Origin of the sequence: Rahnella sp. AN3-3W3 (genome assembly GCF_003263545.1) — a bacterium.
Lineage (GTDB): Bacteria > Pseudomonadota > Gammaproteobacteria > Enterobacterales > Enterobacteriaceae > Rahnella > Rahnella variigena.
Window position 1 is genome coordinate 15,779 of the sequence record NZ_JYDG01000063.1, and the last position, 19,449, is coordinate 35,227.

Below are 19,449 nucleotides of genomic sequence, written 5' to 3' on the forward strand. Positions count from 1 at the left end.
ATGCGTCGTGCGCAGCAGCGTTTAGCGATATGGATGAACGGTATTCCTGTGGGGTACTGGGATAAGCAAAAAGGCGAGGATCGTTTACAGTACTCGCCGGAATGGACAGAAGACCCACAAGGGCGACCTTTGTCGCTTTCCCTGCCGTTTACGCCGGGTAATCAGGTGCATCGCGGCAATGTGGTCCGCGATTATTTTGACAATTTACTGCCCGACAGCGAAGGGATCCGCAGGCGCCTGGCGGTACGTTATCATGCTGAGAGCCTTGAGCCTTTTGATCTGCTGACCGAGTTAGGGCGGGATTGTGTCGGTGCAATCCAGTTGCTCAATGTCGGGGATCAACCCGAAGGGATATTCACTATCCGCCAGCGTCCGCTTGCAGAACCGGAGATTGCCGGCATGCTGCGCAACACGGCGGCAGTTTTGCCGGGCCGGAACAATCAGGACGAAGATTTGCGATTGTCTATCGCTGGCGCACAGGAAAAAACGGCGCTGTTATGGCACAACGAACAATGGTGTCTGCCTGAGGGGAATACGCCAACCACGCATATTTTTAAACTACCGCTAGGTTTGGTGGGCAATATGCAGGCAGATATGAGTACGTCCGTTGAAAACGAATGGCTTTGTTCCCTGATCCTTGAGCAATATGGAGTGCCAGTTGCTAAAACGTACATTGGGCAATTTGAAGATCAAAAAGCGCTGATCGTCGAACGTTTTGACCGGAAGCTTTCCTCAGATGAGGCGTGGTGGATCAGGTTGCCGCAGGAAGATATGTGTCAGGCCATGGGCGTTTCACCCTTGCGAAAATATCAGTCGGATGGCGGTCCGGGTATCTCGGATATTATGGAAATCCTGAGCCGATCTGAGCAGGCTCAGCAAGATCAGTATCAGTTTTTCAGGTCGCAAATAATTTTCTGGTTGATGGCCGCATCTGACGGGCATTCGAAAAATTTCAGTATCGCGCACCTCTCTCAAAATCGTTATCACATGACGCCGCTGTACGATATTTTGTCAGCCTGGCCGGTGATTGGCCGAGGAAACAATAAGATCGCATGGCAGAAATGTAAGCTGGCTATGGCCGTCCGTGGCAGCAGTAATTATTACCTGATCAGCAAGATCCAGCGCAGACACTGGATTAAGCAGGGTGAGCAGAGCGGATTGGGGAAACGACAAATAGAAACCATGATTGATGAAATCATCGAACTCACCCCGGCCGTTATTGAAAATGTCGCGAGGCAATTGCCCGAATCGTTTCAGGCTGAACTGGCAGACGCCATCTTTACAGGAATGCAACAGCAACGGGTGAGGCTGGAGGCGCAGGCTTAACCTGTAAATCTTCCCCAACAAAAAAGCCCGCCGGTATTCACCAGCGGGCTTTGTCATTGACTGCTAAATCTTACTTTTCGTCAGGCAGTGCGTAGGCAATCACGTAGTCGCCGCGTTCTGCAGACTGACGTGCGCCACCGGCGCTGATGATGATGTATTGCTTACCGGTTTTCGGTGAAACGTAGGTCATCGGGCCAGACTGGCTGCCGACCGGCAGACGGGATTTCCAGATCTCTTTACCGTTTGCGGTATCGAACGCGCGCAGATAGAAATCCTGCGTACCGGCGAAGAACAGCAGGCCGGATTGCGTTGACAGGCTCGCGCCCAGCGTTGGCATACCGACTTCCATTGGCATGCGCATTTTGATGCCCAGCGGACCGGTGTCTTTCACCGTACCGACAGGAACCTGCCAGACGATTTTACCGGTTTTCAGGTTAACCGCAGACATAGTACCGAACGGTGGTTTCTGGCAAGGAATGCCCAGCGGTGACAGGAAACGCTCGCGGACTGCGCCGTAAGGCGTACCGTCCATCGGCACCATCCCCATCTCGATGCCGCTCGCGCCGGTCGGAACCTGTGCACGCGGAACCATGTAGTTCGCCAGACCCAGACGCATATCATTCACGAACATGATGGCGTTGTTCGGGTCAACCGAGACGCTGCCCCAGTTCATGCCGCCCAGTGAACCCGGGAATTGCAGGGAACGATCCAGACCCGGAGGCGTGTAAACGCCCTGGTGACGCATACCTTTAAACTCGATGCGGCAAAGCAACTGATCCATCGGCGTTGCGCCCCACATATCAGATTCTTTCAGCGTCTGGTTGCCGATGTTTGGCATACCGACAGAGAAAGGCTGCGTTTTGGAGTAGCGTTCGCCAGGGACGTTACCCTGCGGTACTTCACGGTTTTCCACTTTCGCGACCGGCTGGCCGGTTTCGCGGTTCAGCATGAAGATCATGCCTTGTTTGGAGGTCTGCACCAGAACCGGCGTGCTGCCACCTTTGCCGTCCGGCAGATCATACAGCAGCGGCTGAGACGGCAGGTCGAAGTCCCACAGGTCGTGATGCGTGGTCTGGAACGTCCAGCGGACTTTACCGGTTGCCACCTCGACTGCAACGACTGAAGAACTGTATTTGTCATCCAGCTCGGTACGCGTGCCGCCGAAGAAGTCTGGCGTCGCGTTACCGGTTGGCATGTAAATCAGACCCAGTTTTGGATCGTATGACATGGCTGACCAGACATTCGGGGTACCACGGGTGTAAGTCTGACCTTCCGGTGGCAGTTTGGTGATGTTCGGATTACCCGGATCCCATGCCCATACCAGTGCGCCGGTATGCACGTCGAATGCACGCACCACGCCCGGAGGTTCGCCGGTAGAGAAGTTATCCGCTACGCGACCACCGACAACCACTACGTTACCCGCGACCAGCGGGGTAGAGGTTTGCTGATAGTAGCCAGGTTTGACTTCGCCCATACCGACTTTCAGGTCAACCACGCCGTTGTCACCAAAATCAGCACAAGGCTTGCCGGTGTCAGCGTTGATGGCAATCAGACGCGCATCGATGGTTGGCAGGAACAGACGACGTTCGCAGGTAGCGCTGACGGTGCCGCCGGTGGCAGCAGGCGTTTGCGGTGCGTTAGTGGCAGGCGCGGCAGCTTCTGAAGCGGCGTTTGGCGTGGCCGGTTCAGCCGCAGGAGTTGCAGCGGGCTGGGCCGCGGGAGTCTGTGGCGCTGCGCTGCTGTTTTCGTAATAGCCCAGACCACGGCAACGCTGCCAGTTAGGTGCAGTCGAGTTGGAGTCGTAAGACCACAGCTTTTTACCGTCATCCACATTCAGGGCGATCACTTTGCTGTAAGCGGTACAGACAAACAGCTTGTCGCCGATTTGCAGCGGAGTGTTCTGGTCTTCAGCGCCGGAGCCATTGCTCTGCGGGATATCACCGGTATGGGCAATCCACGCAACCTGAAGTTTATCCACGTTGGTTTTGTTGATCTGATCCAATGCAGCAAAACGGTCGCCAGCGGTAGTGTTACCCCAGTTTTCCCAGTTCTTCTGCTCTGCACCTTTATCTACCGGTTTCACTGGCACCTGATCATTGTCAGCGCTGATGATTGGCGTCGGCACGAAGGTGTTACCGAATGCGGCAATCAAGGCAACAGCCAGCACAGCCGCCAGCGAGAAGCTTGGCCCTTTACGTGCCACCAGACCCGCGCGTGCTTTCAGCAGCGGATATGCCAGTGCGACCAGGAATGCCAGCACGCCGAAAGTGAACAGGCGGGAGAACAGAGGCCAGAACGTGAAGCCCGCGTCCCAGACAGCCCAGATAATAGAAAGCACAAAGGCCACGGCATACAGCCAGGCACCTGAAGGCTTACCTTTAAAAATCAAAACGGCGGAAACGATGAGCGCCAGACCCATCAGCAGGAAGTAAATACTTCCTCCCAATGTTGCCAGATACGCGCCACCGATACCAAGTGTCAGACCGATGACGACCATCAGCGCACTCAGCAGCCAGAGGAGCCAGGTCCACTTGCTATTTGTTGTTGGCATGATTTATCTCACTGCATAGTTGTAGATAACTGTTGATGAAAAGAGGTAACACTTAATGACCACCCGTAATTAAATGAACCAAATAGAACAATTTCGCGCAAATAGTAATACTTCTCATCGAGGTTGTGAATGTGTAACGAAGAGTTTGAATTTAGGTAAATTATTATAGATTAGATTATTATTTATGCAGGGAAATTTTATGCGTTGATTTTAAAGAATAAAATAAAGTGTGTTATTCATTATTTTAATTAATACATAAGTGGATATACGTTTTTCATCTAACCGATAGCACCAACTGTCCGCTCATTTTTCGTCATTGAGACTGAAATGTAACATTGTGGACTCATTGGTACGGATTCGACGAACCTGACGGGGCGTTTTACAAATAGCCTTCGATTAAGGTCTTCATTTCTTTGGTGATGTGTTCCACCAGACGACTTTTCGGGATCTGCGGCGGGAAAACGGCCAGATAGGCAATGCTAATATCCGGTGAAAAGGGTTTGAGCACCAGATCACTTTTATGGCTGCGGGCGGTGATGAAATCGACCACGCCGACGCCCAGGTTGTTACCTGCCATCACACAACAGTTATTGAGTGAGGTTTCGATCGGATTGTTGAGATATAAGTCCAGGCGGCTCATCACCTGATCAAGCTGTTCGCGCAGCGGCGTTTTGCGTCCGGGAATAATAGGGCGGTAGCGCGTCAGATCCATCGCAGTCACCACGTCTTGTTTCGCCAGCGGATGGCGCGGCGACATCACGGCAACCGCTTTTGCCCGTGCCAGCATTTCCGCTTCCAGACCTTTCACATCCGGCTTGCCGAAAATGAACCCAACGTCGTACTGATTGCTGGTGACAACATCGGTGATATGCGTCGTGCTTTCGATATCCAGAAACAGCGAGATATCGCCAATACTCTCAATCAGCGGCGGGAGAATATGCTCGACGCACAGCGCCGATAACGCCGCTACCGAGCCAATGCGCAATACGCTGCCTTTGGAATGACGGATTTCGTCGGCGATATGTGAAATATGTTCAAGTCCGAGATACAAACGCTCGACTTCGCGGTACAGCTTGATCGCGTCGTCACGCGCGAGCAGTCCGCGACCGTCGCGGTCAAAAAGCTTCAGATCCACGGCATATTCAAAGTCGCGGATCAGCCGGCTCACCGCAGGCTGGGTAATGTTCATCATATTCGCGGCTGCGGTAATGCTACCTGTCAGGATCACTTTGTGAAAAGCTTCGACCTGACGGGGATTAATTTTCATAATATATCCTCAGGATCCATAACATTTGTTTATGGATGTAACACAAAATACAATTTTCAATTCAGAAGTCCACCCCCTAGACTCCAATTTACGATCCGACACACATTGCCTGAAAATCTAAAATAATTAAGGGTTAAATGCATGAGAAAGTCCGTTCTGGCAGGAGTGCTTTCCTCAGCACTGGCCACGCTTTTCGTTTTTCATACCCTCTCTGCACAGGCTGCTGATCTAAAAATCGGCCTTGCCGCGTCAACCACTTCAATGGATCCGCAATTTTATGTCGGTGGTGCCAACAGCGCCATGGCGCGTAATATTTTTGACGGTCTGGTGAATCAGGACGAAAAACAACACATCACGCCTGCGCTCGCGGTGTCATGGAAAGTGATTAACGACACCACATGGGAATTTGCCCTGCGGCCCGGCGTGAAATTCCACGACGGCAGCGATTTCACCGCCAAAGATGTGATTGCCAGCGTGAAACGCGTGGCGCTGGCGTCGAAAAACAGCCCGAGTGCTTATACGCCGTACGTGAATGACATCGCCGATGTCACCGAAGTTAATCCTTTAACGGTGAGAATTGTCACCAAAGCGCCAACACCTCTATTACTCAATAACTTAAGTCGTGTCGCTATTTTACCGGCGCGTCTTGAAACGGTCGGATCGCAAACCCTTAATGAAGGGAAAGACGTCATCGGTACCGGCCCGTTCAAATTTGTCAGCTGGACGCCGGACGATAACGTGGTGCTGGCGCGTAACGACCAGTACTGGGGCGGCAAAGCCCAGTGGGATAACGTCACGCTGCGCGTGTTCAAAAACCCGAGCGCCCGTGTCGCCGCGATGCGTTCCGGTGATGTGGATATGATTGAAAGCGTGCCGACCGCGGACGGACGGGATCTGGGCAAACAAACCAGCCTGCATCTGGAGTCCGTTGCCGGTAACCGCATTTTGTATTTACACCCGGATCAGGATCGTGATGTGTCGCCTTTCGCCAAAGGGCCGGATGGCAGTAATCCGTTGAAAAAACGTGAAGTGCGTGAGGCGATGTCGCTGGCGATAAACCGTCAGGCGATTGTGGACCGCATTATGGACGGGCAGGGCGTTCCAGCGTCGCAGCTGGTGCCAAAAGGCTATTTCGGTTATACGCCGTCGATTGCCGCGCCGGTCTATGATCCGGCGAAAGCCAAACAACTGCTGGCGCAGGCCGGTTATCCGGACGGCTTCACGCTGACGTTCCATGCATCGAACGACCGTTATCCGAACGATTCCAAAATCGCCCAGGCGCTTGGCCAGATGTTCAGCCGTGTCGGCATTAAAACCGACGTTGTGACCATGCCGGGCAGCGTGTATTTCTCACGTGCGTCCAAACGCGATTTTAGCCTGATCATGGGCGGCGCGGCGATTGAAACCGGTGAAGCCTCCGGCGTGCTGGGGCCGTTGCTCGAAACCTTCGGGCCAAATGGCGGACAGGGCAACCGCGGACGCTACTCAAACCCTGAATTTGATAAAACACTGGCAAAAGCGCGGGAAACCCTCGACGACGGCCAGCGTGAAAAGCTGTTGCAGCAGGCCACAGAGATTGCGATGAAAGACGAAGGCACTATTCCGTTGCTGTTCCTTTCATACACCTGGGCGATGAAAACACCTTACACCTACGTTGGCCGTTCCGATGGCTATACGTTGCCGTACTTTGTGCATGAGAAACAATAAGCGCATTGTGCAGACCGAACCCAGGCGGGGAATACAGCACCAGCACCAGGGCTGTACTAAAGTAGTAGTTTAAGAAAAGAGAGAGAAGCTATGACTTCTTTTAGCGGTGTGTATCCCTATCTGGTTTCGCCTGTCACTGATGGCGGCCAGATAGACAAACCAGTGTTAACAGCGCTGGTCGAACATCTGATTAACAGCGGCGTGCACGGTCTGACGCCGCTCGGCAGTACAGGTGAATTCGCTTATCTCAATGCAGAGCAACGCACGGAGATAGTGAAAACCGTCGTCGAAGCCGCTCGAGGCCGCGTTCCGGTAATCGCCGGAGTTGCAGCCACCACCATCCAGGACGCTGTCGCGCAAACCGCTCGCTACGCCGCTCTGGGTGTCGACGGTATTCTGGCGATACTTGAAGCGTATTTCCCGGTGCCCGAACAGGGCGTCGAGGATTATTTCCGTGCCATCGCGACTGCCGCAGGAAAACTGCCGGTCGTGCTGTACACCAATCCGCAGTTTCAGCGTTCTGATCTCAGCCTGCCGGTGATCGAGCGACTGAGCCACGTAGAAAACATCAACTATATTAAAGACGCCTCGACCAATACCGGCCGCTTACTGTCGATCATCGAACGCACGCAGGGACGGATGCAGGTATTTGCCGCATCGGCGCATATTCCGGCGTGTGTGATGCTGATTGGCGGCGTGGGCTGGATGGCCGGTCCGGCATGTATTGTGCCAAAGCAAAGTCTGGCACTCTATGAGGCTGCGAAACAAGGCGACTGGAAGAAAGCGATGGAGTTGCAGCGTCCGCTTTGGCGCATCAACGAAATCTTTGCCAAATATTCGATTGCCGGTTGTATCAAAGCTGCGCTGCAATTGCAGGGCTTTGCGGTTGGCGATCCGCTGCTGCCGCAGGTGCCGTTAAACGAGGCGGCACGTCAGGAAATCGCTGAGGTTTTACGTTCCGTGGGGGCGCTGTGAAAACCATTCCGGTTATCATTGATTGCGATCCGGGCATTGATGATGCCATTGCGCTGCTCAGCGCGTTCGTTGCTCCGCAGCTGACTATTCTCGGTATCTGCACGGTGTGCGGCAATCAGCCGCTGGCGAATACCACCCGCAACGCGCTGCAAATCACTGAGCTGGGATACCGGCTGGATATTCCGGTGTTTGCCGGATGTCATCAGCCGATGCTGCGTGCGCCGATCCACGGCCAGTTTCACGGCGAAAACGGCCTTGGCAATACTGCCTTTCCCGCGCCGCAAAAATCCGCTGAATCCCTTCATGCCGTTAACTTTCTGATTAATAGCTGCGACCAGGCGATTGCCAGCCAGCAACCGCTGACACTGTGCGTACTCGGGCCGCTGACCAATATGGCGACGGCGCTGCGCATGAAACCTGACATCGCCGCCGGTATCGGTCGCGTCGTGATAATGGGCGGCGCATACCGCGAAGCCGGTAACCGCACCATGACGTCAGAATTCAATATGCTGGCCGATCCGCATGCTGCGCATATTGTGTTTTCATCAGGTCTTAATATTACCGCGTTGCCGCTCGACGCAACGCATCAGGTGATCCTGACGCCGGAACATGTGGCGAAATTCATTAAAGTCTCAGGACGGATTTCAGCGCAACTGGGTGAGTTAATGGCGTTCTGGGACCGCAACGACGTGCGCCGTTACGGTTCACGCGGCGGGCCATTGCACGATCCGCTAGTGATTGCTTACGTGCTGGCACCGGAACTGTTCGGCACCGAAAAAGCGCGGGTATTTGTCGAGCACGACAGCGAACTGTGTATGGGTCAAACCGTCGCCGACTGGTATGGAAAGTCGGGAATGACGCCCAACGTTGAGATCGTCACACGTGTAGAAACGAACAAAGTTTTTGCGCTGTTTTACGAGCTGCTTTCACGTTATGCCGGGAAATAATCTATGAGCCAGCGCATCATTATTGACACCGATCCCGGCGTAGATGACGCCATCGCCATCTGGCTTGCACTGGCGTCGCCGGAACTTAATGTGCTTGGCGTGACCGTGGTCGCGGGCAATGTGGCGCTGAAAAACAGCGTGCGCAACGCCTGCAAGATTGTTGCGTTGTCCGGCAATACGCACATACCGGTTTTTGCCGGCGCACCCGGTCCGCTGGTGCGCGAACAGGTTTATGGCAAATATGCGCACATCGGCGCATTTAAAGATGAACTGGTGCCTGACACGGAACTGCAACCGCAGGCTGAACACGCCGTTGATTTTCTGGTGCGGACCTTACGACAGGCCGCGCAAGATAACAGCCCGATCACGGTGTGCGTCATCGGTCCGATGACCAATATCGCGCTGGCGCTGGGGATGCATCCGGACGTCGCGCGCGGCATTAAGCACATCGTCACAATGAGTTGCGCGTTTACTGCGCTCGGGCATCGTGTGCCGTGGGCGGAATTCAACGTGTATGCCGATCCTCACGCCGCCGAAAAAGTGTTTAACAGCGGCGTTCCGCTCGTCATCATGCCTCTGGACATGACCTTCCAGGCGCTGATCAGCAAAGATGATATCGAGGCGTTAAAACAGGACGGCGGGTTACCGGGCGAATCTGTTGCTGCTTTACTCAATGCGTTTGACCGCAGTGACCTCAACCGGTTTGGCCGGGAAGGCGGGCCGGTACATGACGCCACCGTCGTCGCATGGCTTTTGCAACCCGGTCTGTTTGAAGGCCAGCCTGCCCGCGTGGGGGTAGAAATCTCGGGTAAAACAGCTGGTTATACTTATGCGGATTTCTGGAACAAACTGTCGACGCCGCCTAACGCCACGGTCATGCAAAAAGTGGATGAATACGGTTTTTTCAGCCTGATGCGCCGCGTTTTCTCGCGATACGGCAGCCGTGATGGCGACGCACAGGCATGAGCCGTTATCTGCTGGGGCGCTTCGGACAAACATTACTGACGCTGCTGGTGATGTCGTTGCTGGTTTTCGGCGGTGTGTATCTGGTCGGTAATCCGGTGGATTTACTGCTCAGCACCACCGCGACGCCCGCCGAACGCCTGAATGTGATCCAGTCATTTGGCCTCGATAAACCGGTGTGGGAGCAATATGGCCTGTTCGTGGTCAACGCCTTGCACGGCGATATGGGCAACTCCTTTATCTACAATCAGCCCGCGCTGCACCTGATTTTTCAGCGTATGCCCGCCACGCTCGAGCTGGCGCTGGTAGCCTTTATTCTGGCGCTGGTGATTGGCATTCCACTCGGCGTGTATGCCGGTTTGCGCCCTGATGGCTGGTTATCGAAGTCGATCATGACCGTTTCAATCTTAGGCTTCAGCCTGCCGACGTTCTGGATTGGCCTGATGATGATCATGCTGTTCAGCGTGAAACTCGGCGTGCTTCCGGCCTCCGGACGCGGCGCGACGGTGGACGTTTTCGGCGTTCCGCTCAGCCTGTTTACCGCCGATGGCCTCGCGCATCTTATCCTGCCCGCCTTCAATCTGGCGCTGTTCAAAATCTCGCTGATTATCCGCCTGACGCGAGCCGGTGTGCTTGAGTGCCTGCAACAGGATTTCATCCGTTTTGCCCGCGCCAAGGGCTTATCTGAAAGCCGCATCGTGCTGGTTCACGTCCTGAAAAATACCCTGATCCCGCTGATTACCGTCATCGGCCTTGAACTGGGTTCGCTGATTGCTTTCGCCGTGGTTACCGAAACCATTTACGCCTGGCCGGGCATGGGCAAGCTGATCATTGATTCTATCGCCGTGCTGGATCGTCCGGTGATCCTGGCCTATCTGATGATAACTGTGGTGATGTTCAGCCTGATTAACCTGCTGGTGGATGTGCTTTATGTGCTGGTGGATCCGCGTGTCCGGCTGGGAGGCGAGAACTGATGGCGTCTGATTCCGTTCACTCGCGCAGCACCGTTCAGGGCAAACCGCATTCGGCGTTTTACAACACTGCGCGTGCGCTGCTGCGCAATAAATTCTCTCTGTGCGGGCTGATTATTTTAGGCATCGCCATTGTGCTCTCCTTGCTGGCACCGTGGATTTCGCCGCAAAATCCGTATGATTTAGCGCAGCTCGATATCATGAATGGCCGCCTGAAACCGGGCACCGCCAGCCTGAGCGGGATGATTTACTGGCTCGGCACTGACGATCAGGGGCGCGATTTACTCAGTGCTATTTTGTACGGCACGCGTACCAGCCTGCTGGTCGGCGTTTCCAGCGCGGTGATTGCGCTGACCCTCGGTGCGGCTTTAGGTCTAGTCAGCGCTTATGTTGGTGGTAAAACGGACGCGCTGATCATGCGCATTGTCGATATCCAGCTGAGCTTTCCGCCGATACTGATTGCGCTGATTTTACTGGCGGTGCTCGGGCAGGGCGTCGATAAAATCATTCTGGCGCTGGTGGTCACGCAATGGGCGTATTACGCACGCACCATTCGTGGCTCGGCGCTGCTCGAACGCCGTCGCAGCTACGTGGACGCTGCGCGCAGCATGGCGCTTTCCAGTCCGCGCATTCTGTTCCGCCATATTCTGCCCAACTGCCTGCCGCCGCTGATTGTGGTGGCGACCATGCGCATTGCTTACGCCATCATGCTTGAAGCCACGTTGTCGTTTCTCGGCATCGGTCTGCCGGTCACCGAACCGTCGCTCGGCCTGCTGATCGCCAACGGCTTTGATTACCTGATGTCCGGTGATTACTGGATAAGCTTCTTCCCCGGCGTCACGCTGCTGGTGCTGATCGTCGCCATCAACTTAGTCGGTGACGCCCTGCGCGACATCCTCAACCCGCGGAATAAGGATTGATGATGCATAACCCGGTTTTACAGGTCGATAAGCTGAATACCGCGTTTTCCGTGGACGGCGAATGGCTGAATGTGGTGCGGGATCTTTCCTTCTCGATTGGCCCGAAAGAAACGCTGGCGCTGGTGGGTGAATCTGGTTCAGGTAAAAGCGTTACGGCGATGTCCGTCATGCGTTTGCTGGATGAAAAACAGACCCGTTATTCCGGCAGCATCCGGTTTGACGGCCAGGATTTATTGAGCCTGAACCGTGCGCAGATGCAAAGCATTCGCGGTAACCGTATCGGCATGATTTTTCAGGAGCCGATGACCAGCCTGAATCCGGTGCTGAAAATCGGCGTGCAAATTACCGAAGTGTTGAAACGGCATCGCGGCATGGACGATAAAACCGCCCGCGCCGAGGCCGTGCGCCTGCTGGAAAAAGTGCGTATTCCGGCCGCTACCTCGCGGCTGAATGAATATCCGCTGAGCTTTTCCGGCGGTATGCGTCAGCGCGTGGTGATCGCCATCGCGCTGGCCTGTAACCCGCGTTTGCTGATTGCAGATGAACCCACGACCGCGCTGGATGTCACTATTCAGGCGCAAATTCTGGCGCTGATTAAATCGTTGCAGGAAGAAGAGGGCATGTCGGTTCTGTTCATCACGCACGATATGGGCGTGGTGGCGGAAGTGGCAGATCGCACGCTGGTCATGCACCGTGGCGAGGCCGTGGAACAGGCGACCACGCGGGAAATCTTTCATCTGCCCAAACATCCTTACACGCGCGCATTACTTTCTGCGGTGCCGCGACTGGGCGCGATGAAGGGAATAACGTTGCCGAAACGCTTCCCTCTCACTGACATGCAAACCGGCGAACCGCAGCCGGTGGCGGAGTCTGTCGATACGCTGCGCACCGGTCAGCCGGTACTGGAGGTCAAAAATCTGGTGACGCGTTTTGATGTGAAATCCGGCCTGCTGCGCCGGGTTTTTGCCCGGGTACATGCGGTGGAAGACCTGTCATTCTGCCTGCAACAGGGCGAAACGCTTTCACTGGTCGGCGAATCCGGCTGCGGGAAATCCACCACCGGACGCACGATTTTACGCCTCACCGAAGCCACCTCCGGTGACGTGCTGATTGCCGGACAGGATATCCGCCGGGCGGACAGCGCACGGCTGGCGGATATCCGCACCCAGGCGCAGATGATTTTTCAGGATCCGTACGAAAGCCTGAACCCGAGAATGCGTATCGGCCAGGCGATTGCCGAACCGATGATAAGCCTCGGGCTGCATGATGCACAAAGCGCGAAGCGCCGCGTGGCGCAACTGCTGGAACAGGTGGGATTGCAAAGCACTATGGCGACGCGATTCCCGCATCAGTTTTCTGGCGGACAGCGGCAGCGCATCTGCATTGCCCGTGCGCTGGCGCTGGAACCGAAAATGATCATCGCCGATGAGGCCGTGTCAGCGCTGGATGTGTCGGTCAAAGCGCAGGTGATCAATCTGATGCTCGATCTTCAGCAGGAACTTGGCCTTGCGTATCTGTTTATCTCGCACGATATGGCCGTCGTTGAGCGCATCAGCCACCGTGTGGCGGTCATGTATCTGGGCGAAATTGTGGAAATCGGTTCGCGTGCCGACGTCTTCGATAATCCGCAGCACGCGTATACCCGTAAACTGCTGGCCGCTGTGCCGGTACCTGATCCGGATGTTCACCGTAAACGCACTGTGGTGCCGGAAGAACTCGCCAGCCCGCTGCGTCCGGCCACCTATGAGCCGCCGGTGCGTCATTATCGTGAAGTCAGTGACGGGCATTTTGTGCAGCTATAGATTCAACCGCATGTTCTGGTTTTAACCCTCTGTTCGGTCAGAACTTTCGTCAGAAAACCCTCCCGTTATCACCGGTAGCAGATTGAGCAACTCATTTCTACGGTGCTAACCTGATTAGTTACAACATACTTATATGTGGAGGAATTTTCTGATCGGCGTTATCTGTATGTGCCTTTTTCGTTTGAGACTCCGCACGCCTCTGCAGCCCGCATCGCAGGCGGGGACTGGCTTATCTGCATGGCGGATAAGAAATACCCTAACAGTCATTATGAAAATGCCTTGACCCTGTGATAGTGATCACGTTTATTACGTTCTAATAACAAAACAACATACCCGAAATAATTCGAATTGCAGGAAGGCGGCAAGCGAGTGAATCCCGATGAGCTTACTAAAGTAAGTGATTCGGGTGAGCAAGTGCAGCCAACGCATCTGCAATTCGAAGAATGAAGGGGATAAGGATAATAAATGACTGAGTGCTCATCGCTGGACACCCGGCCAGAAACCTCTGCTTTCCGCCGCTGGCTGGCGGTATTCTCACTGGCCTGCGGCACATTCGCGCTGGTTAATACCGAATTTCTGCCGATCGGATTACTTTCGCCGATCGCGCAATCTCTGGGTGTCACTGAAGGTCATGCCGGGCTGGCGGTGATGCTGCCCGGTTTAGTGGCGGCAATTTCTGCGCCGCTGATCATGCTGTTTGCCCGCAAAATGGACCGTCGCAACCTGCTGTTGCTGCTTTCCGCGACGGTCATTGTGGCTAACGGTATTGCCGTGATGGCGGACTCATTCAACATTTTGCTGATCGGACGCATTATTCTGGGCGTCGGCGTGGGGGGCTTCTGGTCGTTTGCTATTCCCTCCGGGCGGCGGCTGGTGTCCGAAGAGCAGGGCGCACGCGCTATTTCGCTGATCACCGCAGGCGTGGCAGTCGGCACGGTTGCGGGCGTACCGGCGGGCGCGTTTATCGGCGATCTGTTTGGCTGGCGCATGGCATTTACCCTCAATGCCGTGCTGGCGCTGGTCTTCTTCGTACTGCAATGGCTGGCGCTGCCGTCGTTGCCCGCGCAGCAATCTATCGGCCTGCGCGCGATGCTGGGCGTCACTAAAGTCGCGGGGATCCGTTACGCGCTTATCATCGGCATCTTCATGGCGGGCGGTCATTTTGCGGCCTATACCTACCTCGAACCCTGGCTGCGTTTCAATCTGCATCTTTCCGCCAGTGATATCTCGTTGTTGCTGATGGGCTATGGTGTTGCCGGGCTGGTGGGTACGCTGACGACTGAAATCAGTGTTCGCGAGTTCGGTGTAAAGAGAGCGTTTATGCTCAATATGCTGCTGCTGAGTGTTTCTGTGCTGGTGTTGTCGCTGTTCCAGGTGCCGTTAGCGCTGGCCTGTGCGCTGGTCATCTTGTGGGGATTAGCGTTTGGCGCGCTGCCGGTGTGCCTGAATATCTGGACGTATCAGGCGTCGCCTGCGCTTTTCGAAACCGGTTCGGCGCTGCTGGTGTGTGTTTTTCAGACCTCGCTGGCGCTTGGCGCATTGTTTGGCGGGATCCTCGCAGACAATTCAGGCGTGAGCAGCGCCTTCCTGCTTGGCGGTGTACTGACATTGCTGGCGGGGATCACGATTTTCCTCTCCCGTCCGCAGCCCGTGACGTTGCACGGTGCTTCAGAATGATCGGATAACGATCAGGAAATCTTTCCACATTTGAAATTTCTGCCCTTTCAAAGCCCGTATATTGCGGGCTTTGTTTATTTCTGGCGGGTTTGCATTAGGTTATTTCTTTTTCGTATTTGCCGCGCGGGAAGCGATTTGAAACACTGTCGGCTTAACAGTCTGTTTCAACTTGAAAATTTATTCACGGAAAGAGTAAACCTTATGCGCACAATATTAAAATTATCTGTTCTGGCTTTATCTCTGGCGGGCGTTATGGCGCTGACTGCCTGTGATCAAAAATCTAATGAGAATCACATCAAGGTCGGGATCAGTGCCGGTATCGATCAGCAGATGTGGGAAACCATCAAAAAAACGGCCAAAGACAAATACAATCTGGATGTCGAAGTGGTGACATTCACCGATTTCGTATTGCCTAATTCCGCGCTAAGCAGCGGCGATATCGACGTTAACTCCTTCCAGCATCGCCCTTATCTGGATAAACAAATCAAAGAGCGTGGCTATAAGCTGGTGGAAGTGGGTAAAACGTTCGTTTATCCGATTGCCGGTTACTCGCGCAAAATTAAATCCATCGACCAGTTGAGTGATAACGCGCAGGTGGCTGTGCCTAACGATCCGACGAACCTTGGCCGCTCATTGTTACTGCTGCAAAAAGTCGGGTTGATCAAACTGAAAGAGGGCACAGGTTTACTGCCGACGTCGCTGGATATTATCGAGAATCCAAAACATCTGAAGATTGTTGAGATCGAAGCGCCTCAGCTGACCCGCGCTATTGACGATGACAAAATCGAGCTGGCAATCATCAATACCACCTATTCAGGCCAGGTCGGACTTACGCCGGGTAAAAACGGGCTCTTTGTGGAGGATAAAGATTCACCTTACGTGAATATCATTGTGGCGCGTGAAGATAACAAAGACAGTCAGGCGGTGAAAGAACTGGTGGAAGCCTATCAGACTGACGCCACTGTCAAAGCGGCAGATGCTATTTATCACGGCGATGCGGTGAAAGGCTGGTAATGGCTATCTGGTAAGGCGGGAATCATTGAATCCTGAGATTGTGTAATCTCAGGATTCAATGTTGGAATCTTTTAGATATCGTTGAGCATCTGAGAACGCTGATTCATGTTATTGAACACGGCGCTTTTAACACGGGCACAGATAAGGGTTTGCTTGTCTTTTAATTCGAGAGCAAACATTTCTTTAGAGTCTTTGTTGATCAGCGAAGCATTAGTTTTATAAACGGCATACGCCTCATTGAGCTGATTAAATTGCTGCTTGTAGACATTGAAAGCATTTTTATCCAGCGTCTGAAGTGCTTTGAACTCAGTGTAGCAACGGGAGTTAAGTGCAGACTGATCCTGCTCGGCGTTTTTAACTGTTTGTTGTTGCGCACATCCGCTTAAAAATGCGGCAGCGACAACGACAGACATCCACGCAAAATGCTTATTCATTATGGCCGGTTCCTTCATCCGATAATTCTCAGTAATTTCCGACTACTATATTCAGAATCTTACATAATTGGAAATTATGATTATGGCTAATCAATACATTCATACGCATGATTCCGGCCATCCCCGAGGAAGGACTATTCCAGTCTGAGTTTCAGCCATTCACAGGCAGTCAAAAAGGCCGCCAGTGGCAGCCAAAGGCAGGAAGCAAAACGGGATCAGCAAACGCCGAAATCGCCTTCTTCGTTATACAGGCTCACGGTATCCGCTTTCACTTCAATTTCCGTTGCGCCGAAGTCGTCCTGACGCGTACACCACAGGGTGTCGCCTTCAACACGCTGCACGACCAGTTTCGGGCCGCCGGTTTTGGACTGAACGATATCTTGGGGTTTAAACATATTTTTCCTCTGTTTTCAATGATGTTGTAATGATGGAAAACGTGTCCGCAGGCCGCATAGCCGCGCCATCCTCGCGAAACACGGATCTGAAGCTATACTTAAAAGTAATGTAATACAAACAGGAGGAAAACATGACCATTCATAAGAAAGGGCAGGCGCATTGGGAAGGTGACATTAAACACGGTAAAGGTCACATCTCTTCTGAGAGCGGCGCGCTGAAGGACCAGCCTTATGGTTTCAACACCCGTTTTGAAGGAAAACCCGGCACCAATCCGGAAGAATTAATAGCAGCAGCGCATTCTGCCTGCTTCTCGATGGCACTTTCGCTCATGCTCGGCGAAGCAGGGCACACGCCAGAAAGCATTGATACTGTCGCAGATGTTTCACTGGATAAAGTGGATGGCGGCTTTGCGATCACTAAAATCGCGCTCGACAGCAAAGTGAAATTGCCGGGTATCGATAAAGACAAATTCGACGAAATCATCAAAAAAGCCAAAGCCGGTTGCCCGGTTTCTAAGGTACTGAACGCGGAAATCACGCTGACGTATCAGCTTGAAAATTGATGAAAGAATGAAGTTTTGAATCTGAAAGCCACGCGAAGTTTGCGTGGCTTTTCTGTTGTTAGCCCATGATCAACTTTTTAAACAACAGTTCCTGAACATTTTGCCGCTGCGAAAGAAGCACGTACACGTAGATAAGGTTTGCCGATTCATCATAGGTATAAATGATGCGGTAACCATTCAATGTATTACATTCGCGAAATTTGATGATACCCAGCGCGGCGAGATCGGGTGCAACCGGGCAGGACAAAGGAAAAACTTTCACTTTTGCTTCAAACTCATCCAACACTGCGTTGATGATTTTTAGCGCATCGTTTCCCTGTGAGGTCTGGAACGACGCAATTTCATCAATAGACAACTTTACAGTTTGCAGGTACTCAATCGTGATTTTACTTTTCGTCGCAGACATAAATTGATCCCAATAATCAGCAGATCAGATGAGAGATTCATCTGGCAAGATCTGCTAACAACTGTTCTCTCGTGAATGTCCGGCTTTCTGCTTTATCATTTTCTGCCAGTGTAAGCAGCTTGAGTAAAGCAATGGTTTCATCCCTTTTTTGTCTGTCTTCAAAGGATTCAATCACGTAAGCCGGTTCACCATTCTGAGTGACCAGTATCGGTTGTGATAAATCAAGTACAGCAGCATGCTTCTTTACGAAGCTGATAGTCTGTATTTGCATGTTTAATTTCTCCGCCAAGTTTTACGGTCTAAATATAGTTCTTTTAAAGACTGCTTGCAAAGTAAGTTTCCCATTCTCCGGTACGCCTCGCAAAACGCCTGTCCCCGGTTTGACAAAAATCCCCTCTCTGCCATTACTTGATCATTCCCTAAAACCGAATGCTACCGCACAGGATTCGGTTTTTTAATGCGATGAGAGAGCCGTTATGCTGACACTGCGCCAGATCCGCCATTTTATTGCCGTTGCAGAAACCGGATCGATATCCGCTGCCGCACAGGCCTCTTTTGTTTCACAGTCCTCGCTGACACAGGCGATTCAGCAACTTGAGACGGAAACCGAGGCGCGTCTCTTTGACCGCCATGCCAAAGGGATGACGCTGACCCATCAGGGGCATCAGTTTTTACGCCAGTCATATCTTATTCTGGCCACCGTCGATAACGCCAAACGCAGCCTGCAAATGGGGACCGAAAATGTCACCGGTCAGCTGACGCTGGGAGTAACCAGCCTGGTGGCCGGATACTTTCTGGTGGATTTACTCAAACAATTCAACGCCTATTACCCGAATGTCGATGTCAAAGTGGTCGAGGATGAACGCCAGTATATCGAGCATCTGCTGGTCAGCGGCGAGATCGACATCGGTGTGCTGATCCTCTCAAATCTGGAAGATCGTGACGCGCTGCAAACCGAGGTTCTGACCCATTCTTCGTACCGTCTGTGGCTGCCGCCGTTGCATCCGCTGCTGGAGCGGGAAAGTATTTCTCTGGCGGATATTGCCAATGAACCGCTGATCCAGCTCAACGTGGATGAGATGGAAAAACACGCGCAGCGGCTGTGGGCGCGGGCCGGACTCAAGCCCAATATTGCGATGAAAACCGCGTCAACCGAGGCGGTGCGCAGTCTGGTGGCTGCCGGGTTGGGCGTATCAGTACAGCCGGACATGGCTTACCGCGCCTGGTCACTGGAAGGGAATATGATCGAAGCCAGCAAGCTTGAGGATTCCATCGAACCGCTGGACATCGGACTGGCATGGCGTCGCGGCAGTGCGCGGCCTGAACTGGTGACGCCGTTTCTGACGATCGCTCGTGAAAACAGCGCCAAGAGAAAACCGTCTTAACCGGAGCATTCGTTTTTTCCGAACGCAGCCTTCAGTAATTGCTATTTGTTGCCCTCAGAGAAATTACCTAATGTGAATTAGCAGTTTTGTTACTAGCTAATAACATTTTTGTTAATTCCCTATGACTGACTTCTCTGAGGGGCAGT

General features: G+C 53.3%; 18 protein-coding genes. 12 read left to right on the forward strand and 6 right to left on the reverse strand.

What is annotated here, in order from left to right; translation table 11 throughout:
• Positions 1 to 1,326, forward strand: a complete 1,326-nt coding sequence (locus tag UC15_RS17050; protein ID WP_112289554.1) for a type II toxin-antitoxin system HipA family toxin — start codon at positions 1 to 3, stop codon at positions 1,324 to 1,326.
• A gap of 70 nt (positions 1,327 to 1,396) precedes the next feature.
• On the opposite strand, the gene UC15_RS17055 is transcribed toward UC15_RS17050, so the two are convergent.
• Both UC15_RS17055 and UC15_RS17060 read right to left on the reverse strand, forming a co-directional pair.
• Positions 1,397 to 3,877, reverse strand: coding sequence for a membrane-bound PQQ-dependent dehydrogenase, glucose/quinate/shikimate family (locus UC15_RS17055; protein ID WP_112289555.1), 2,481 nt, complete (start codon positions 3,875 to 3,877; stop codon positions 1,397 to 1,399).
• A 379-nt stretch (positions 3,878 to 4,256) separates the two neighbouring features.
• A complete protein-coding gene (locus UC15_RS17060) occupies positions 4,257 to 5,144 on the reverse strand; it encodes a LysR family transcriptional regulator (RefSeq protein WP_112289557.1) in 888 nt (295 codons plus the stop codon).
• A gap of 141 nt (positions 5,145 to 5,285) precedes the next feature.
• On the opposite strand from UC15_RS17060, the gene UC15_RS17065 reads away from it, so the two are divergent.
• From UC15_RS17065 to metQ, 9 genes are all read left to right on the forward strand, one after another.
• Positions 5,286 to 6,851, forward strand: coding sequence for an ABC transporter substrate-binding protein (locus UC15_RS17065; protein ID WP_112289558.1), 1,566 nt, complete (start codon positions 5,286 to 5,288; stop codon positions 6,849 to 6,851).
• Positions 6,852 to 6,941: 90 nt separating this feature from the next.
• Positions 6,942 to 7,826, forward strand: coding sequence for a dihydrodipicolinate synthase family protein (locus UC15_RS17070; protein ID WP_112289560.1), 885 nt, complete (start codon positions 6,942 to 6,944; stop codon positions 7,824 to 7,826).
• The gene (locus UC15_RS17075) at positions 7,823 to 8,773 is read left to right on the forward strand and encodes a nucleoside hydrolase (protein ID WP_112289561.1); all 951 of its coding nucleotides are present in this window, start codon (positions 7,823 to 7,825) and stop codon (positions 8,771 to 8,773) included. The genes UC15_RS17070 and UC15_RS17075 overlap by 4 nt, the downstream gene beginning before the upstream one ends.
• 3 nt (positions 8,774 to 8,776) lie before the next feature.
• Positions 8,777 to 9,739: a nucleoside hydrolase gene (locus UC15_RS17080; RefSeq protein ID WP_112289563.1), complete on the forward strand. Its 963-nt coding sequence runs from the start codon at positions 8,777 to 8,779 to the stop codon at positions 9,737 to 9,739.
• Positions 9,736 to 10,710 carry an ABC transporter permease gene (locus UC15_RS17085; RefSeq protein ID WP_112289564.1) on the forward strand — a complete coding sequence of 325 codons (975 nt, stop codon included), beginning with the start codon at positions 9,736 to 9,738 and terminating at the stop codon, positions 10,708 to 10,710. Before UC15_RS17080 ends, UC15_RS17085 begins: the two co-directional genes overlap by 4 nt.
• A complete protein-coding gene (locus UC15_RS17090) occupies positions 10,710 to 11,627 on the forward strand; it encodes an ABC transporter permease (protein ID WP_112289566.1) in 918 nt (305 codons plus the stop codon). Before UC15_RS17085 ends, UC15_RS17090 begins: the two co-directional genes overlap by 1 nt.
• A gap of 2 nt (positions 11,628 to 11,629) precedes the next feature.
• Positions 11,630 to 13,429 (forward strand): ABC transporter ATP-binding protein, encoded by a 1,800-nt coding sequence (locus UC15_RS17095; RefSeq protein WP_112289568.1) that lies wholly within the window; start codon positions 11,630 to 11,632, stop codon positions 13,427 to 13,429.
• Between the two features lie 465 nt (positions 13,430 to 13,894).
• Positions 13,895 to 15,106, forward strand: a complete 1,212-nt coding sequence (locus tag UC15_RS17105) for an MFS transporter (protein ID WP_112289569.1) — start codon at positions 13,895 to 13,897, stop codon at positions 15,104 to 15,106.
• A gap of 201 nt (positions 15,107 to 15,307) precedes the next feature.
• Positions 15,308 to 16,120, forward strand: coding sequence for a methionine ABC transporter substrate-binding lipoprotein MetQ (metQ, locus tag UC15_RS17110; protein ID WP_112289571.1), 813 nt, complete (start codon positions 15,308 to 15,310; stop codon positions 16,118 to 16,120).
• Positions 16,121 to 16,191: 71 nt separating this feature from the next.
• Here the strand turns inward: metQ and UC15_RS17115 are convergent, their stop codons facing one another.
• The gene (locus tag UC15_RS17115) at positions 16,192 to 16,554 is read right to left on the reverse strand and encodes a hypothetical protein (RefSeq protein WP_112289572.1); all 363 of its coding nucleotides are present in this window, start codon (positions 16,552 to 16,554) and stop codon (positions 16,192 to 16,194) included.
• 215 nt (positions 16,555 to 16,769) lie between these two features.
• Positions 16,770 to 16,949: a DUF2158 domain-containing protein gene (locus UC15_RS17120; RefSeq protein WP_112289574.1), complete on the reverse strand. Its 180-nt coding sequence runs from the start codon at positions 16,947 to 16,949 to the stop codon at positions 16,770 to 16,772.
• A gap of 131 nt (positions 16,950 to 17,080) precedes the next feature.
• Here UC15_RS17120 and UC15_RS17125 point away from each other — a divergent pair, with 131 nt between their 5' ends.
• A complete protein-coding gene (locus tag UC15_RS17125; protein WP_112289575.1) occupies positions 17,081 to 17,512 on the forward strand; it encodes an OsmC family protein in 432 nt (143 codons plus the stop codon).
• A 58-nt stretch (positions 17,513 to 17,570) separates the two neighbouring features.
• Here UC15_RS17125 and UC15_RS17130 read toward each other — a convergent pair whose 3' ends face one another.
• Positions 17,571 to 17,918, reverse strand: a complete 348-nt coding sequence (locus tag UC15_RS17130; RefSeq protein ID WP_112289577.1) for a type II toxin-antitoxin system RelE/ParE family toxin — start codon at positions 17,916 to 17,918, stop codon at positions 17,571 to 17,573.
• A 37-nt stretch (positions 17,919 to 17,955) separates the two neighbouring features.
• Positions 17,956 to 18,189, reverse strand: coding sequence for a type II toxin-antitoxin system Phd/YefM family antitoxin (locus UC15_RS17135; RefSeq protein ID WP_112289578.1), 234 nt, complete (start codon positions 18,187 to 18,189; stop codon positions 17,956 to 17,958).
• Between the two features lie 205 nt (positions 18,190 to 18,394).
• Here UC15_RS17135 and UC15_RS17140 point away from each other — a divergent pair, with 205 nt between their 5' ends.
• The gene (locus UC15_RS17140) at positions 18,395 to 19,303 is read left to right on the forward strand and encodes a LysR substrate-binding domain-containing protein (protein WP_112289580.1); all 909 of its coding nucleotides are present in this window, start codon (positions 18,395 to 18,397) and stop codon (positions 19,301 to 19,303) included.
• Positions 19,304 to 19,449: the final 146 nt, after the last annotated feature.

Excerpts from the sequence above, each read along its gene's own strand:
- UC15_RS17105 (WP_112289569.1), top strand. The coding sequence starts at position 13,895 with ATGACTGAGTGCTCATCGCTGGACACCCGGCCAGAAACCTCTGCTTTC.
- UC15_RS17130 (WP_112289577.1), bottom strand. The coding sequence starts at position 17,918 with ATGTCTGCGACGAAAAGTAAAATCACGATTGAGTACCTGCAAACTGTA.
- UC15_RS17065 (WP_112289558.1), top strand. The coding sequence starts at position 5,286 with ATGAGAAAGTCCGTTCTGGCAGGAGTGCTTTCCTCAGCACTGGCCACG.
- UC15_RS17070 (WP_112289560.1), top strand. The coding sequence starts at position 6,942 with ATGACTTCTTTTAGCGGTGTGTATCCCTATCTGGTTTCGCCTGTCACT.
- UC15_RS17140 (WP_112289580.1), top strand. The coding sequence starts at position 18,395 with ATGCTGACACTGCGCCAGATCCGCCATTTTATTGCCGTTGCAGAAACC.
- UC15_RS17055 (WP_112289555.1), bottom strand. The coding sequence starts at position 3,877 with ATGCCAACAACAAATAGCAAGTGGACCTGGCTCCTCTGGCTGCTGAGT.
- UC15_RS17090 (WP_112289566.1), top strand. The coding sequence starts at position 10,710 with ATGGCGTCTGATTCCGTTCACTCGCGCAGCACCGTTCAGGGCAAACCG.
- UC15_RS17095 (WP_112289568.1), top strand. The coding sequence starts at position 11,630 with ATGCATAACCCGGTTTTACAGGTCGATAAGCTGAATACCGCGTTTTCC.
- UC15_RS17125 (WP_112289575.1), top strand. The coding sequence starts at position 17,081 with ATGACCATTCATAAGAAAGGGCAGGCGCATTGGGAAGGTGACATTAAA.
- UC15_RS17085 (WP_112289564.1), top strand. The coding sequence starts at position 9,736 with ATGAGCCGTTATCTGCTGGGGCGCTTCGGACAAACATTACTGACGCTG.
- UC15_RS17135 (WP_112289578.1), bottom strand. The coding sequence starts at position 18,189 with ATGCAAATACAGACTATCAGCTTCGTAAAGAAGCATGCTGCTGTACTT.
- UC15_RS17060 (WP_112289557.1), bottom strand. The coding sequence starts at position 5,144 with ATGAAAATTAATCCCCGTCAGGTCGAAGCTTTTCACAAAGTGATCCTG.
- UC15_RS17050 (WP_112289554.1), top strand. The coding sequence starts at position 1 with ATGCGTCGTGCGCAGCAGCGTTTAGCGATATGGATGAACGGTATTCCT.
- metQ (WP_112289571.1), top strand. The coding sequence starts at position 15,308 with ATGCGCACAATATTAAAATTATCTGTTCTGGCTTTATCTCTGGCGGGC.
- UC15_RS17120 (WP_112289574.1), bottom strand. The coding sequence starts at position 16,949 with ATGTTTAAACCCCAAGATATCGTTCAGTCCAAAACCGGCGGCCCGAAA.
- UC15_RS17080 (WP_112289563.1), top strand. The coding sequence starts at position 8,777 with ATGAGCCAGCGCATCATTATTGACACCGATCCCGGCGTAGATGACGCC.
- UC15_RS17115 (WP_112289572.1), bottom strand. The coding sequence starts at position 16,554 with ATGAATAAGCATTTTGCGTGGATGTCTGTCGTTGTCGCTGCCGCATTT.